The sequence below is a fragment of the Homoserinimonas sp. A447 genome, from assembly GCF_054489325.1.
The window spans coordinates 1,371,689-1,385,883 of sequence record NZ_JBTMWW010000001.1 but is presented as its reverse complement, the minus strand read 5'-3'; the positions used below and the strand labels follow the sequence as shown (position 1 = coordinate 1,385,883).

The window sequence follows — 14,195 nt, the reverse complement described above, 5'->3', positions numbered from 1 at the left end:
CTGGTGGCATGCCCAATGACGCGTACATCTTTGATGCGCTGCGCACTCCGCGCGGCAAAAACAGGGGCGGCTCGCTGCACAGCGTGAAGCCGGTCGACCTCGCTGCTGGCCTGCTTACCGAGCTTCAGCAGAGAAACCCCAACCTGGACCCGAACCTGATCGACGACGTGATCCTCGGTGTGGTTTCCCCGGTCGGCGAGCAGGGCGGCGATATCGCCCGCACCGCCGCCATGGTCGCTGGGCTGCCGGAGTCGGTTGCCGGCGTGCAGGTGAACCGCTTCTGCGCATCCGGTCTGGAGGCGGTCAATATGGCAGCGGCGAAGGTGGCATCCGGCTGGGATTCGCTCATAGTCGCCGGAGGGGTGGAATCGATGTCGCGGGTGCCGATCGGTTCCGACGGCGGGGCGTTCGCACAGGATCCGACCACCGCCTACGACACTTACTTCGTTCCGCAGGGGATCAGCGCCGACCTGATCGCCACCGTCGAGGGCTTCACCCGAGCGGATGTCGACGAGTTCGCCGTCGCCTCGCAGGAGAAGGCCGACGCCGCCTGGCAAAAGGGCCACTTTGATCGCTCCGTGGTTCCGGTTCGCGATATCAACGGGCTGCTCCTGCTCGACAACGACGAGCACCGCCGTCCCGGCACGACCGTCGAGTCCCTCGCGGGTCTCAAGCCGGCCTTCGCCGCCATGGGGGAGCAGGCTGGATTCGACGCTGTTGCGCTGCAGAAGTACCACTGGATCGAGCACATCAACCATGTGCACACGGGTGGCAACTCGTCCGGGATCGTGGACGGCGCATCCGCTCTCCTGATCGGCAGCCGTGAAGCCGGCGAGGCGATGGGGCAGCGTCCGCGCGCCCGCATCGTCGCTACCGCGGTGGTCGGAAGCGAGCCGACCATCATGCTCACCGGCCCCACCCCGGTCACTGAGAAAGTGCTCGCCAAGGCGGGCCTCACGGTGGACGACATCGACCTGTTCGAGCTGAACGAGGCGTTCGCCGCGGTGGTCATGAAGTGGATGCGCGACCTCAGCATTCCGGAGGAGAAGGTGAACGTGAACGGGGGAGCGATCGCCATGGGGCACCCGCTCGGCGCGACCGGCGGGATGATCCTCGGCACGCTCCTCGACGAGCTGGAGCGTCGCGACCAGCGCTACGGACTGGCCACCCTCTGTGTCGGCGCCGGCATGGGCATCGCCACCATCATCGAAAGGCTGGACTCCTGATGGGCAACAGCATGAACGACAGCTTGAGCGAGGACAAGGGCGACAGCTTGATCGAGAACGACACGAACATGTTCGCCTGGCAGCAGGATGCCGATGGCATCGTGACGCTGACCATGGACGACCCTGGCGCATCCGTCAACACCCTGAACCACCGCTACGCCAGGGACATGGGGGAGACCCTCGACCGCCTGGAAGCAGAGCGCGATTCGATCGCCGGCGTGATCCTGACCAGCGCGAAGCGCAGCTTCTTCGCCGGCGGCGACCTGGCGCTGCTCATCCAGAGCCAACGCGAAGACGTGGAACGCCTCACAAAAGAGTTCACCGAGATCAAGGACCAGTTCCGCCGCATCGAGAAGCTGGGCATCCCGGTGGTCGCCGCGATCAACGGGGCGGCTCTCGGCGGCGGGCTGGAGGTGGCACTCGCCTGTCACCACCGCATCGCGTTGCGGGCGAAGAACATGCAACTCGGCTTCCCTGAGATCACCCTCGGCCTGCTTCCGGGCGCGGGAGGCATCACCCGCACGGTGCGGATGATCGGGCTCCAGGATGCGCTCACGAAACTGATCCTGTCTGGCACCAAGTACGGCGCGGATGACGCGCAGCAACTCGGGCTGATCGATGAGGTCGTCGACTCTGTGGAGGAGCTGACCGATCGCGCGAAAGAATGGATCAAGGCCAACCCCACGCCGGTGAAGCCGTGGGACGAAAAGGGCTTCCGCATCCCCGGCGGTTCCCCGACGAGCCCATCGCTGGCGGCGAACCTGCCGGCGTTCCCGGCGAACCTGCGCAAGCAGGTGAAGGGTGCGCCACTGCAGGCTCCGCGTGCCGCAATGGCGGCCGCAGTCGAGGGTGCGCACGTCGATTTCGACACCGCGAGCCTGATCGAGACCCGCTACTTCGTTCACCTTCTGATCGGGCAGGTGTCGAAGAACATGACGAGCGCGTTCTTCTTCGACATGCAGAAAATCAATTCCGGAGGCAGCCGACCGAAGGACCAGCCCAAGTGGCAGGCCACGAAGGTGGGCATTCTGGGCGCCGGCATGATGGGCGCCGCTATCGCCTACGTCTGCGCGAAGGCCGGCATCGACGTCGTGCTGAAGGATGTGACGCTGGAGGCGGCACAAAAGGGCAAGGCGTACTCCGAAGGGCTGGAGCGCAAGACACTCGAGCGTGGAAAGACGACGGCGGAGAGGTCTGAAGCCCTGCTGTCACGCATCCGCCCCACCGCCGACGCAGCGGACTTCGAGGGTGTCGACATCGTGATCGAGGCCGTGTTCGAGGGCGTGGAGGTGAAGCAGCAGGTGTTCCGCGAGATCCAGGACGTGGTGCAGCCGGATGCCGTGCTGGGCTCGAACACGTCCAGCCTGCCGATCACGCTACTGTCTGAGGGTGTCAGCCGCCCGGCAGATTTCATCGGCATCCACTTCTTTTCGCCGGTGGACAAGATGCCGCTGGTGGAGATCGTGCGTGGACGCAACACCTCCGACGAAGTGCTGGCGAAGGTGTTCGATTTCGTGCTGCAGATCCGCAAGACGCCGATCGTGGTGGGTGACGGGCACGGGTTCTTCACGACCCGCGTCATCATGACGTTCATTGCGGAGGCCGTTGCGGCCGTCGGCGAGGGCGTCGAGCCGGCGACGGTGGAGCAGGCGGCGACGCAGGCCGGCTACCCGGTGGGCGCGCTGCAGCTGCTCGACGAATTGACGCTGACCCTCGGCCAGAAGCTGACCAGGGAAGCGCAGCATGCGGCGGAGGCGTCCGGCGCCAACTGGGTGGCGCATCCGTTTGCCACCGTGGTCGACCGGATGCTCGAACTCGACCGCAAGGGACGCTCCAGCCACGCGGGCTTCTACGACTACGACGAGAACGGGCGGCGGCTCGGACTGTGGCCGGAGCTGCGCAACGCTTTCAACGCGGGTTCTGTCGACGTTCCGTTGATCGACCTGCAGGAGCGGATGCTGTTCGCTGAGGCCCTGGAGACGGTGCGGTGCGTGGTTGACGGCGTGCTGACATCCGCAGCGGATGCCAATATCGGCTCGATTCTCGGAATCGGTTTCCCCGCGTGGACGGGCGGTGTACTGCAGTACATCAACCAGTACGAGGGAGGGCTGCCGGGCTTCGTGGCGCGTGCGCGCGAACTGGCGGAGTCGTACGGCCCGCACTTCGAGCCGCCGGCATCGCTGGTGGCGATGGCTGCAGCTGGGGAGTCGTTCAAGTAGGCGGCGTCCGTTCCGCTACTCTGACGAGCATGACAACCCGAATCGTTCTCATTTGCGGCACCACCGCATGACCGACGTCCAGCACCGCGACCGTTTCTTCGTCAAGCAGCGGATCACCATGATGGTGAACCGCTACGAGATTCGTGAGGCGAATGCCGATGGGTCTGAGGGTGGGATCGTGGCGATCGCCCAGCAGAAGCGGATGGCGTTCAAGGAGCAGGTCACGCAGGCGGTGTTCTCGTTCAAGGCTCGGCAGGCGCTCGATCTGGCAGCCGTCTACGACGTGACGGATGGTGCCGGCCAGTCGCTGGGCTGGTTCCAGAAGGATTTCGGTGCGAGCCTGCTGCGTTCGACCTTCAACCTTGGCGGGCCGGGCATCGAGGCGCGCGGCCAGGAGCGCAACCAGGCGGTGGCGATCATCCGCCGCTTCGTTGAGGTTCCGCTGGCGTTTCACTTCGACTTCACGGACAAGCAGACAGGTGCGGTCGTCATGTCGAGTGAGCGCCAGTTCTCGCTGCGCGACCGCTACACGGTGACGGTTCCGGATGCCCGGCTCGACTTCCGGCTGGCCGCCGCCATGGCGGTCGGGCTCGACGCCCTGCTGCAGCGGTAGCGCGCGCGGAGGGCTCGCTTCATTAGGTAAGCTTGTCCAGTTGCCAGAGAGCCGCGAGGTGGTCGGTTAGGCGGGTCGAGCTTGTCGAGACCAGTCGAGCTTGCCGAGACCAAGTGAAACTCCAGCAACAAGCCACGGGCTGTGGCGCAGCTTGGTAGCGCACGTGACTGGGGGTCACGGGGTCGCAGGTTCAAATCCTGTCAGCCCGACACGAAAAACCCTGATGGGAGACTGAATTCTCACCAGGGCTTTTGCTCTGTTTTTGGCCGGTCGCCGTTTTGGTCGCCGCTTAGGCCCCTGGCTCTGTGCCTCTGAGGATGCCTTCCAAGGTCGCCGAATTGTCGACCAACCCTTTCTTCCTGCTGCTGGATGTAGAACTCCTCGGTGGTGCTCTCATCCTCGTGGCCGAGTTGCGCGGTAGCCGCTGCCGTGGAGTCAGCCTGCTTCAACCACGTAGCGACGGAGCGCCGGAACGTCTGCGGGGTGAGGAAGTCCAGATGCTCCGGCCGGACCTTTCGGTAGGTGCGCGTGATGTGGCTTTCCGACACCGGCTTCTCCGGGCCGGTTGTGAACACGAAGTCGGGAGACTGGTTAATCTCCATCTGGCGGCGCAGCGCCGCGGCCACTGTGGCCGGGATGGTGATGACCCGCTCACCCGCCGCGGTCTTCGGTTCCTCCTGGTAGGCAATCGGGTAGCCCCGGATTTCGACGAGGGTTCCACGAACGGTAATCGTCGGGGGCTCCGACTGTAGGTCCACGTCCTGCGGGCGAAGGCCCAGGGCCTCGTTGTGCCGTAGCCCAGTGCCGGCGAACACAGCAGTGTCGTCGCGCACAAGATAAGACGCGTCCCTCGGCGCACCGCCCTTACGGTGCTTCTTCGGTTCCTCAACCCAGCGCTCCAGGGCGTCAGCGAACTCGTAGTACTGGCCGAGGGTCAGGGCCTTGACCTTCTCACGTCGCTCCGCCCTTGCCTTCCTTCTGGGTTTCGGAATGTTGTGCGCAACGTTGTAGGGCACTGCGTTGTCGAGGACTGCGGCTTCGAGCACCTGGCGGACAAGCATCTTGGCTTTCTTCGCCTGCGACGGAGTCTTCATCTTCACCTTGTTGAGGTATCGGTTCAGCTGCCCGGCGGTGACATCAGAGAGAGCGGTCGACGCCAGCTTCTCGTCCTTGAGTACCGTTTGCCTGGCTACTCGACGCCAGTAGTCGCGCGTCTGACGTTTCCGGTCCGTGTCGGCGGAGACCTCCGCGAGCCACAGCCGGGTGGCCTCGCCGAGCGTGGTCGATGCCACGCTCTCCTCGATGTCGACGTCTACCTCGGGGCCGAGAATCTCACCATCTGGCCCGACCTTCTCCGCCCGCCGCTTCTTCGGCGGAACCCAGGTGTTGAGCTTGGTGAGGAGAGCGTCCTCGGCTTCGAGCTCCGATTGCCCCTGGGCAGTAACCACCTGGGTGCCCTTGCCTCCGTTGACCCGGCACTGGGCGACGAAACCGCCCCTGCGCCGGTTGGGGCGGGTACTGATTTTTCCGTGTCGGACAGCACCGAGGCCGAGTGATTGGCGCGCCACTAGGAGGCCTCCCCTTCGAGCCACAGGTCAACGACCGAGCGCCGGTACCGGATGTACCCGCCGACCCGGTAACCCTTTGGGCCGGTGCCAGGGCTTGTCCGCCAGTTGTAAACCGTGGACCGTGCGACGCCCGCTGGGCGACGATGACCACGTTGTCGACGCTCTTGGAGCCGCTTGGAAGGCAGGTGAAGATGATGAGGTCGTGCTTGCCCGACCACATCTCGTCATCTGAGGTAAGCCCGTTCTTGTCGACCACAGCCGACCCCGTGACGACAAACGGCGCCCCTGCAACGATGACCCGCGTTCCCGGCTCGACGGCAATTGCCGCGCCCGCGGCATCGACGAGCTTGTTGCCCACGACACCTCCACGGCCACTATGCACAGCCAGATAAATCGTGCCTGAGTCGAGAACGCGAGGGTCTCCATAGCCGCGGATGGCATAGACGTCTATGGCCGTGGGCGGGTTGACCCGCCCTTCCGAGTTCACCGACATTGCTTTGAGCTCCGCATCGATGCCGAGCGCGTCTATTCTGAACCGGTCATCGGAAGGACCGAACGCCTCCGGCTCCGCCTCAGCAGCCCCGGCGGTCACGACGGTCACGTCCGAGACCGAGACCCGGTACCCATCACCGCCAAAAACGGTGACACGAAACTCGAAGACACGAGGCTCGCTGGCATGGAAAACGAATCCGCTGCGGTCCGAGACCGGTACGAGACCGACGGGCCTGCAGGCCGTCGGCGGCGATGCTGGTCCCTGTGCTGTTCACGAGCCCAGCCTTGTCGAGGTAGGCGCCGAGGCCCTCAGAGCTGGAGCCGGCGTAGCCGACTGACTGGCTCGTGCTCACCGCTGAGAGCGCCTGCTGTGCTGCCTGATCCTGCGACCAGGGGATGACCGCGAATACGGTCGCGGCGATCACGCCGCCAACGATTCCGATGACGAGTACACCGACCATGATGGATGCGAGGTCGATGGCACCGGTCTCTGCGGCTGTGGCCTTGAAACCGCGGGCCTTGGCAGATGCGAACTTCTGACGAGCTGCGGCGGCGCGGAGGGAGAGCTTGGAGATATTCATTACGGGTATTACCTTTTTCTACTGGGAGTGCACCCGGGCAGAACGAAACGCTTTGTCGGGTGGCAGCCGCAATGCGGCTACAGACGTTATGAGCGCGGCGCCTGCGCATATCACGCATCGGTGTCCCCGGACCAGCAGGTGCACCTCGAATCGAACATGCCTCACCACTAGGCTCCGACTATGGACTTCGAAAGAATCGGCCTCATCGGGGTGCTCGTCGTGGTGTTCCTCGTACTGCCCTGGTGGCTAATCTCCAACGCCATCGAACGCCGAGATCAGCGCCGCGCCGCCGCCGCGGAGCAGGCTGCCTATGAGGAGCGCGCCGAACGCATGGAGCAACTCGGCCAAGATCTCGTGGATCGCTTCGGCCCGCTATCCGCCGCCGAATTGGAGGTGCTTTGGAAAGTCATGCTGGGGAGCATTGCGGTCAGTGGCAGCGTTGGACTACGCCAAGTGGAAGGTTATGTGCCGCTTGTTCGCCAGTTGACGAAGACCGCTCAAGAAGAGCTGATGCAGCAGGGGATTGGTCCCGAGGACGGAAGCTAGCGTCCGGTGTATCGCTAGGCTTCGGCCATGGAACTTGCCGCGCTGATCATTTCCTTGGGTGTCTTGATTGTCTCGGGCGCAGCCGCCGTGGCCACGGTCGTCCAGGCGCGAATCGCAACCGCCGCGAAGGCTGACTCGGAGGCTGCCCGCGATGAGTCCCGCACAGCCCGCGACGAAGCGGTCCGGCTAAGCAAGGAGGCAAATCTGGCGTTCGTCAGGCAAGCGGAGGCGCAGGAGAAAGCGAACGAGATTGCACTGTCACTGGTGCCCGAACCGGAAGTTTCATGGATGTACGAGAACGTCCGGGGCGTGCAGTGGGTCCTTCACAATAGGGGCACGAAAGTCGCCCGCTCAGCGGTTCTCGTGGACATCACAGAACCCGCAGGCTTCATCCAACCAGAGTCATCGACACCGCGAGATGTTCGTCCTGGGGACTACCTTGAGTTCGTCGCTCTTGCGACTGGTAACGGTCCGACACCGGCGTTCAGAGTCGTCTGGAACGAAGACGACAGCACACAGGAGTTCTCGGACGACACGAAGATGGTCATTCGCTCGTAGACCGCGCTTCGCTAAGCTCCGCCCATGCCCTACTCGATCAGCGACCTGCGCCGCTTCGGATTCGTCGGGTTCGTCCCGCTCTCAACCTGGACTAAGTCCGATGTCATCGGCACAGGGGACGACGTCGAGGGCATCTATGCGATAGTCCGCGAGTCAACGGCCACCCCGACCTTCACCGATGACGTGCGCCCGGTTCCGCACCGCCTGGCCCGAACCGCAGCCGAGGCGACCGAGCTTTGGGTCGAGAACTGTCAGCTCCTCTATTTCGGCAAGGCCCCGCTGCGCAAACCGTCGAAGTCGGGCAAGCGAAAAGGTCTCGCCCAGCGGATCGATGAATATCGGCGCCACGGGCTGGCCGGAGGTTCGAACCACCACGGCGGCAAACTCATCTGGCAGGTCGACGACGTCGAGAGTCTGCTGGTTGCATGGAAGGCAGTTCCCGAAGGTGAGGCCAATCTGATCGAGAGCGCGCTGATTCTCGGATTCATGGAGACGATGAATCGGGCTCCTTACGCGAACACCGGCCCACCGCGAAAGGGTGTGGCGCCGATCTTCCTCTAAGGGCGTTCGCAACTACCCGGGACCTCCGGAGTGGTCCTACCACGGCTACCGGCCCCGGATGCCCCGCCACCTACTTAGCCGCAGTTTCCCCGTCAGCTCAGAGGCGGCGCTCTGATCGCCTCGCCGACCAGCGGCCCGCCCCGTCCCGAAACCCCGACCCGCTTCCTGCAGCCCGCTTCATGTCGCATCCCGGGACGTCTCCTGGCCGCCCAATGCGCCTACCTAACCCGCAGCCGGCCAGAACGCCTGCCACACCAACGGTCGCCGCTAAGCTCGCGCCATGACCCTCTTTGATAACGACGGCTCGATGCCTGTCCGCGACGCACTCTCCACCCCGGGTCCGGGTCCAGCACCGTCTCTAATTCTGATCGCTAGTGGTGGCGTCGCACTTTTCTTGGGCGTTGGTGCAGGTTTCTTCGAGCGGGAGCCCTGCGGCTCTGCCTTCATACCGCGCGACGTATGGTTCGACGTGCTCGGCGACTGCTCTGCGGCGGTTGGAACGCTTAGAGCACTGGCCATCGTCTTGATGGTGATCGGTGTGGCTGCGATCGTGGGCGGAGTCATCCTGCTTGTGCGTCGGAACGGCCGAAATCAACAGGCGGCCGCAGAGCCTGCGCCCTTTACATCGATAGCTAGCCAGATCACGGAACTCAGCCGACTGCACCGTGAGGGGGCTCTCGACGACGCCGAGTTCGCTGCGGCGAAACGGACGCTGCTAGGCGGATAGGTCCCGCCTCGTTAGGTTCCGCCGCGAATGACGTCGGCGAGTTTTACCTTGCCGTTCTCGACGACAAACGTAAAGGTCGGCGTCGCCAGATTGCCCGGAATAATGATTTCTTCGATGAGGTCTTCCCCGACCCTGTTCTTGTCTGAGTTATCGAAATCATAAGCAGAAACAAGCGCGGACCGGAATCGGTTGGGCGGCGCGACGCGGCGGGTGGTTCTCTAAGTCAAGCTCGGCGTCACTGAGACTGATCGGCTTGGCGCGCACGACTACTGCCTCTATCGCACGGTCTAAGCCATGCCCCGGGTAGCGATTATTTTGGCCCATGCTCAGGCGGCACTAGACGTAGACATCGAGCAACGTCCACCCGTCCCGATCGCGTACGACATCGAACACCAGCGTGTCCGAGTCGGACGTAGCCTGGAAGCGCCAGCCGGTGACAGCCGTCGGCGGGTGCGTTAAATGCCTCATGGGCCGCGGTATTTATCTCCAGCTGTGTCGGCATATCTGATACGAGATATTCGCGCCCTTGCCATCCGATAGAACGTGGAACACCTGTGGGGGAGAGGCTGATTGCGACGGCATCGACTACGTGGGGCATAGTTCTCACTCCAAACCTTGATCGAACATATGTTCGATACTAGAGCTTGCGCGGATACCGTTCAAGCGCACGGCCCAGGTAGCGAGCGTCCACTCGCTAGGCTTCGGCAACCAAGGCAAAGGAGCCCCGCATGACGAACCTGCCCAGTGAATTCAAAGTCCCAGCCATCCCTGGCGAATCGGAGGCGGACCTTCAGCGCCGCATCGAGGCGGAGCGCGACCGCATCGCCGACGACGCCATCAGCACAGACGTCGACAACCTGTTGAATGGGCTCGACGGCCTCGGCTAGATCTCTTTCGCTCAAAGTGGGCGAACCGCCGGATGCCCGCATCGACGTCGCAACGGTCGCAAAGCCCGGAGGGCTAGTCCGATTCGACGACCTCAGCCAAGCGGTCAATGTCCTGCGACAGGCCGATCAGTAGCTCGGCCAGAGCATCATGCATCTGGTGGATGGCGTCGGCTGCAGGGTTCGGAACGCTCTTGATTTCATCGGCGAACCTGTACAGGCGGTACTTCTTGACGAGCGGAAGAGCCTTCTCGCTGCCGTCGTAGATCTCGATCAGGTGATCGTCCAACTTCGCTGATTCGTCGGGGAATCGATCGGGATGGGGTCCATTTCTGAGCATGAACCAAGCACGAACCACCTGCTGCGCGTCGATAGAGCCCATGGTTTGAGGGTTCTCGCTGTGGAAAAACTTGTTGCCTTCTGAATGAGCGGCCACTTCGGCTTCGGTGAATCTGGTTTTCTCCGCCTCGCGGTCCGCTTCCCACTTCATTTGCTTGGTGTCGCTGTGTTTGGGGCGGGGGTTCGCCGTCGTCCATGCGTTGAGATGCTGCTCGGTCAGTGCCTGGAAGTGGTCGAGGAAGTCTTTGCGTTGCTGCTCGTTGAACAAGCGCCGGGCCTTGGCAATAGTCGCGTCTGGGATCTCGACGCTTGACCAGAATTCCAGGGCATGTGCCGCGGTAGTGGACATCGGCGGGTTGAAGCACGTGCCAGTTCCCCTGTCGTAGAGCTTCATCAGTTCCTACTCCTCCACAGGTGACGCAGTCGGTAATCCAACCCAGAGGCTATCGCCCTGGCACACCTGCACCGACCAGACGAGCGCCCCAATGCTGGGGGCCTGCGCACTGCCCCGGCAGCGGCGCGTGATCGCCGAGGTGACTCACCGCCACCTGCGGGCTAATTGGCGCCAGCGGGAGCGCTAGCAATTTCCACGACAAGTGCCCGCAATCGACCATCCTCGCCAAAGGTGGAGAACTCCGACCAGTTCATTTCGTAAGTGCCCATGAGCCGCAAGTCCGTCGCGTGCTCATCGCTTGCCGGTGGACGGTTCCACCTACGGTCGCCGTTCAGTACCGCACCGTGGTGGATGTGGAAGTCGTGGTCGATCGCTGTCGAGTCCGGAAAGTGGTTCCAGTAAGTCTTGTCGTTGGTCAACGCGATGACGGCGCCGTTGGACCCTGGGCGATCGCGCACAAACTCTTCGATGCGAGAGATGTCCTTTACGACCCCGTACCGGCCCTGGTCGTGAGCGCTCTGAGCGGTCAGGCGGAACTGCTGGCCGCCAACCGGACCTGCCCAGAACCCCTTGCGGTACTTCAATTCGATCCCCGTGGTGCGTTTCCGGTCGGGAGAAACGAACTCAAGATCGAGGTGAACTCCCGGTCGCTGCGGGACTTCAAGGTGAACCTCGATCTCCGGTCCGGTCAGCTGAACCTGCCAGGCGAACGCGAACTGGAAGTCGCGTTCGGAGTGGAACACTGGGCGCCGTTCTGACAACTTGGCAAGCACTTCAGCGAGGTCCACGGAGCCAGCGATTAACATGGGCGCCACACTATCGCGACGCGTCACTCTGGCGACGAGTTAACCCTTGTGCTCTACGCCGTTGCGATACGGTCAAGCTAATCGACCGCTCGGAGAACCAATGGAATTTCTGCTGCTAGCTGCGGTCGTCGCTGTCGTCGCTCTGCTCCTGTGGAGCTCCCGCACTTCGACGAAGGCCCGGCGCCAAGCACTTGAAGCGCATGAGCGGCGTCGATGGTCCGCGCCGCATGGTCCGGCCGACGAGCCGGAAGCTCCGGACAATCGCCCAAGAGTGGTCGACCCGAAGACCGGCCAGGAGGTGATCGTCGCAGAGGGTGAAACGCCGAGCCGAGCTCTTCAAAGATTCGCCCGGGAGGCCGGGCAGGCATCCGCGCAATATGAGGCACGCCCGGCGACAACCGGCAGTTCCTCAGACTCATTCCGTTTCGCCGGCGTCAGCGTGCGCAACGGCAACATCACGTACGGCGTGGAGATGCAGGCAGTGAGCAGCACACGTGCCACAGTCGAGACGGCGGGGCAGATTCGAGAGCGCACGTCTCTCACCCAGACGGTAGCCGGTGGGCTGCTATTCGGTCCGGTCGGCGCCATCATCGGAGCGCTTGTCAAAGGGAGCATCGACGAGAGAGAGCTCTACCTGATCGTCGAAGGCAGCGAATACGCGTGGGCCGTCGACGTCAACCCGAAGAAGGGCGCAGAGGCCCGGAAATTTGCGGCCCGGGTGAATACGGCAGCACGGCACTAAAGGACGAGAAGAAACAGCAACCACCGGTGTGAGTCACCACGTCCAGCGTCCCTGGGCAACACCGGTGCCTGCGCCAGCCACGCCTCGCCAGCTGCCAGCCGACGGGGAGTCGGCCGCCACAACGGTCCCGTCCCGGCTCCCGCAACGGGGCTAATCGCTAAGACTGCCCGCTCTTCACTCCTCGATATCGCGTTGCTCTGATATCCGCTGCATGACGATTGTTTCGAGGTCGACTGCATCAGATCCGAGAATGCCCTCAGCCCTCAACGAGGCGCCCACTCGCGCCATGTCCTCGTAGGACAGTCCGAAACGTTGCGACAGTGCTTGGACGCGTCCCTCAAGCCGGATAATCGCCTGGACTGCCTGGGAAATGGGCATTTCGTCCTGCCCCACTTCCTGCATCGACTCTTGAAGCGCAAATATCTCGGCCGTTATCTCTGGCAGATTCTCGGGCCTGACGTATTGCCCCTCCTGGCCGTTCTGGATTGTCTCCAGATCGGTCATCATCAGGTTTTGCATGACGTTCAGCACCACAGTCCCGGAATCAATCACACCCTGGCCGAACCGGGAAAGTTCGGCGATGAATTGGAGCCGCGACTCACTAGCCATGCTCACATCAACCGGCACATGATGGTGCTCGACTAATAGCTCTGCCGAGTCGTTCTCCGGTCGGACCACGCCCATGAGGTCATAGGAGAAGAGCGTCACCTCAGCCTCCGTCGCAAACCGCTTTGCCGCCATGGTGTACCCGATCAACGAGTAGAAGATCGCCCGCCTCCCCAACGCAGCACCGTGTAGTCGCTGTATGGCGGGGGACCCGATAGGGGCACTCGAATAGTGCTTTACCTGAGCGACCGCTCCCGTAGCAACTACATCTATTCCACCGTCAGCACCGCCCGCAGTGGTCAATGCGTCAGAAAACCCGAGCTGTCGCATGTGAACACCGGCAAGTAACTCGGCTTCGTACCAAGAAGAAAGTAGTGGTGGTTCTGCGCTCGGCTCATCAATCATGGGATCAGTATGGCGGAGGGGCACGACTTTCTACCCGACACGTGACGCTTGCTCTCGGTGAGGTGATTGGTCTTTCATCAGCGGGGCCGAGCACCAGCGGGGGCGGGGCCCGTCCAGCGGCCGGCGAGCAAACAATCAGCAACGTAGGACCGTGACGAAGGCGGGCCGCCCGCGGAACGGTCGGCGTTGCGCCAGCGGGCCCGAGCCTGGCGAGGGCAGGGGTCGCTGCGCAGGCGCTGGGGCGAGCGAGCAGCACCGTGCAGCCGGGACGTCAGCAGGCAGACAGCGGCGCGGATGGCGTGGAGAGCGCGGGGCCGAGCTTGCGAGGCCGGAGCTACGCTGCGACGACGACAGGTTCGCGGAATACGAAGGCAGCTACCTTGGCCGACGCCTCTACCGGGTGCCCCGCTGCCACGACATTGCGCTGAAGCAGATCCCGCGCCGCCTCTACCAGATCTGGCCCTACCTCTGGCTGCCCCGCACCTGCATTCCAGTACTGGGCCGCCTTAGACGTCCAGGCGGTGAGCGCCGCGGCGTCGCGCGGGATAGGACCGAGTACCCCGGTCTCGAAGCGGAACGCGGCGCGGAACAGCCTGCCCACCTCGCGTGTCTGGTCCAGGCGCAGCGCCTTCTCGGCGCGGAACGCCTCGATCTTGACCCGGTTGGCCGCAGTCTCGGCCGCGGCTTTCACATCACGGGCGGCCCGGAGTTCATACGCGCCTAAGAAGCCCACGAACAACTGGCTGAAAAAACTGACCCCAGAGCAACGGACGAAGCTGACGAAGGGAATCGCCAAGGACAAAAAGCTCAAGCGCAAGAGCTCGACGATAAATACTTACATTGCGGTGCGCTTCGTACAGGGCGGCGCACCCGGTAGCGGCAAGCGGTCGTAGCGGGGGACCTGTGCCATTTTCTGGTCGCCAAGCCA

Annotated in this window: 16 protein-coding genes and 1 tRNA gene; 10 read left to right on the top strand and 7 right to left on the bottom strand. The window is 63.3% G+C overall.

The features are described from left to right. The first annotated feature begins 8 nt into the window (after positions 1-8). The 4 genes from ACX3O0_RS06780 (at position 9) to ACX3O0_RS06765 (ending at position 4,267) form a co-directional block, all read left to right on the top strand. The gene (locus tag ACX3O0_RS06780; RefSeq protein ID WP_459107214.1) at positions 9-1,226 is read left to right on the top strand and encodes an acetyl-CoA C-acetyltransferase; all 1,218 of its coding nucleotides are present in this window, start codon (positions 9-11) and stop codon (positions 1,224-1,226) included. Further along, entirely contained in the window at positions 1,226-3,445 is a 2,220-nt protein-coding gene (locus ACX3O0_RS06775; protein WP_459107213.1) for a 3-hydroxyacyl-CoA dehydrogenase NAD-binding domain-containing protein, read from the top strand. The genes ACX3O0_RS06780 and ACX3O0_RS06775 overlap by 1 nt, the downstream gene beginning before the upstream one ends. A gap of 67 nt (positions 3,446-3,512) precedes the next feature. Next, positions 3,513-4,058 (top strand): LURP-one-related/scramblase family protein, encoded by a 546-nt coding sequence (locus ACX3O0_RS06770; RefSeq protein ID WP_459107212.1) that lies wholly within the window; start codon positions 3,513-3,515, stop codon positions 4,056-4,058. 135 nt (positions 4,059-4,193) lie between these two features. Beyond that, positions 4,194-4,267: transfer RNA gene (locus ACX3O0_RS06765), tRNA-Pro, on the top strand. Positions 4,268-4,297: 30 nt separating this feature from the next. On the opposite strand, the gene ACX3O0_RS06760 is transcribed toward ACX3O0_RS06765, so the two are convergent. Next, positions 4,298-5,506, bottom strand: coding sequence for a tyrosine-type recombinase/integrase (locus ACX3O0_RS06760; protein WP_459107211.1), 1,209 nt, complete (start codon positions 5,504-5,506; stop codon positions 4,298-4,300). Positions 5,507-6,252: 746 nt separating this feature from the next. After that, the gene (locus tag ACX3O0_RS06755) at positions 6,253-6,699 is read right to left on the bottom strand and encodes a hypothetical protein (protein WP_459091713.1); all 447 of its coding nucleotides are present in this window, start codon (positions 6,697-6,699) and stop codon (positions 6,253-6,255) included. Between the two features lie 180 nt (positions 6,700-6,879). Here ACX3O0_RS06755 and ACX3O0_RS06750 point away from each other — a divergent pair, with 180 nt between their 5' ends. From ACX3O0_RS06750 to ACX3O0_RS06735, 4 genes are all read left to right on the top strand, one after another. Continuing rightward, entirely contained in the window at positions 6,880-7,245 is a 366-nt protein-coding gene (locus ACX3O0_RS06750) for a hypothetical protein (RefSeq protein ID WP_459091715.1), read from the top strand. A 27-nt stretch (positions 7,246-7,272) separates the two neighbouring features. Then, the gene (locus ACX3O0_RS06745) at positions 7,273-7,803 is read left to right on the top strand and encodes a hypothetical protein (protein ID WP_459091717.1); all 531 of its coding nucleotides are present in this window, start codon (positions 7,273-7,275) and stop codon (positions 7,801-7,803) included. Between the two features lie 24 nt (positions 7,804-7,827). Then, the gene (locus ACX3O0_RS06740) at positions 7,828-8,364 is read left to right on the top strand and encodes a hypothetical protein (RefSeq protein ID WP_459091719.1); all 537 of its coding nucleotides are present in this window, start codon (positions 7,828-7,830) and stop codon (positions 8,362-8,364) included. Positions 8,365-8,644: 280 nt separating this feature from the next. Then, entirely contained in the window at positions 8,645-9,091 is a 447-nt protein-coding gene (locus ACX3O0_RS06735) for a hypothetical protein (RefSeq protein ID WP_459091721.1), read from the top strand. 336 nt (positions 9,092-9,427) lie between these two features. Here the strand turns inward: ACX3O0_RS06735 and ACX3O0_RS06730 are convergent, their stop codons facing one another. After that, positions 9,428-9,559, bottom strand: coding sequence for a hypothetical protein (locus ACX3O0_RS06730; protein ID WP_459091723.1), 132 nt, complete (start codon positions 9,557-9,559; stop codon positions 9,428-9,430). A 260-nt stretch (positions 9,560-9,819) separates the two neighbouring features. Here ACX3O0_RS06730 and ACX3O0_RS06725 point away from each other — a divergent pair, with 260 nt between their 5' ends. Beyond that, positions 9,820-9,978: a hypothetical protein gene (locus tag ACX3O0_RS06725; protein WP_459091725.1), complete on the top strand. Its 159-nt coding sequence runs from the start codon at positions 9,820-9,822 to the stop codon at positions 9,976-9,978. A 73-nt stretch (positions 9,979-10,051) separates the two neighbouring features. On the opposite strand, the gene ACX3O0_RS06720 is transcribed toward ACX3O0_RS06725, so the two are convergent. Both ACX3O0_RS06720 and ACX3O0_RS06715 read right to left on the bottom strand, forming a co-directional pair. Further along, positions 10,052-10,708 carry a hypothetical protein gene (locus ACX3O0_RS06720; RefSeq protein ID WP_459107210.1) on the bottom strand — a complete coding sequence of 219 codons (657 nt, stop codon included), beginning with the start codon at positions 10,706-10,708 and terminating at the stop codon, positions 10,052-10,054. Between the two features lie 161 nt (positions 10,709-10,869). Beyond that, complete coding sequence (locus ACX3O0_RS06715; protein ID WP_459091729.1) at positions 10,870-11,514, bottom strand: hypothetical protein; 645 nt, start codon at positions 11,512-11,514, stop codon at positions 10,870-10,872. Positions 11,515-11,785: 271 nt separating this feature from the next. On the opposite strand from ACX3O0_RS06715, the gene ACX3O0_RS06710 reads away from it, so the two are divergent. Then, positions 11,786-12,256, top strand: coding sequence for a hypothetical protein (locus ACX3O0_RS06710; RefSeq protein WP_459107209.1), 471 nt, complete (start codon positions 11,786-11,788; stop codon positions 12,254-12,256). A gap of 174 nt (positions 12,257-12,430) precedes the next feature. On the opposite strand, the gene ACX3O0_RS06705 is transcribed toward ACX3O0_RS06710, so the two are convergent. Continuing rightward, positions 12,431-13,267, bottom strand: a complete 837-nt coding sequence (locus ACX3O0_RS06705; protein WP_459091733.1) for a restriction endonuclease — start codon at positions 13,265-13,267, stop codon at positions 12,431-12,433. Between the two features lie 334 nt (positions 13,268-13,601). Continuing rightward, positions 13,602-14,078, bottom strand: a complete 477-nt coding sequence (locus tag ACX3O0_RS06700; protein WP_459107208.1) for a hypothetical protein — start codon at positions 14,076-14,078, stop codon at positions 13,602-13,604. Positions 14,079-14,195: the final 117 nt, after the last annotated feature.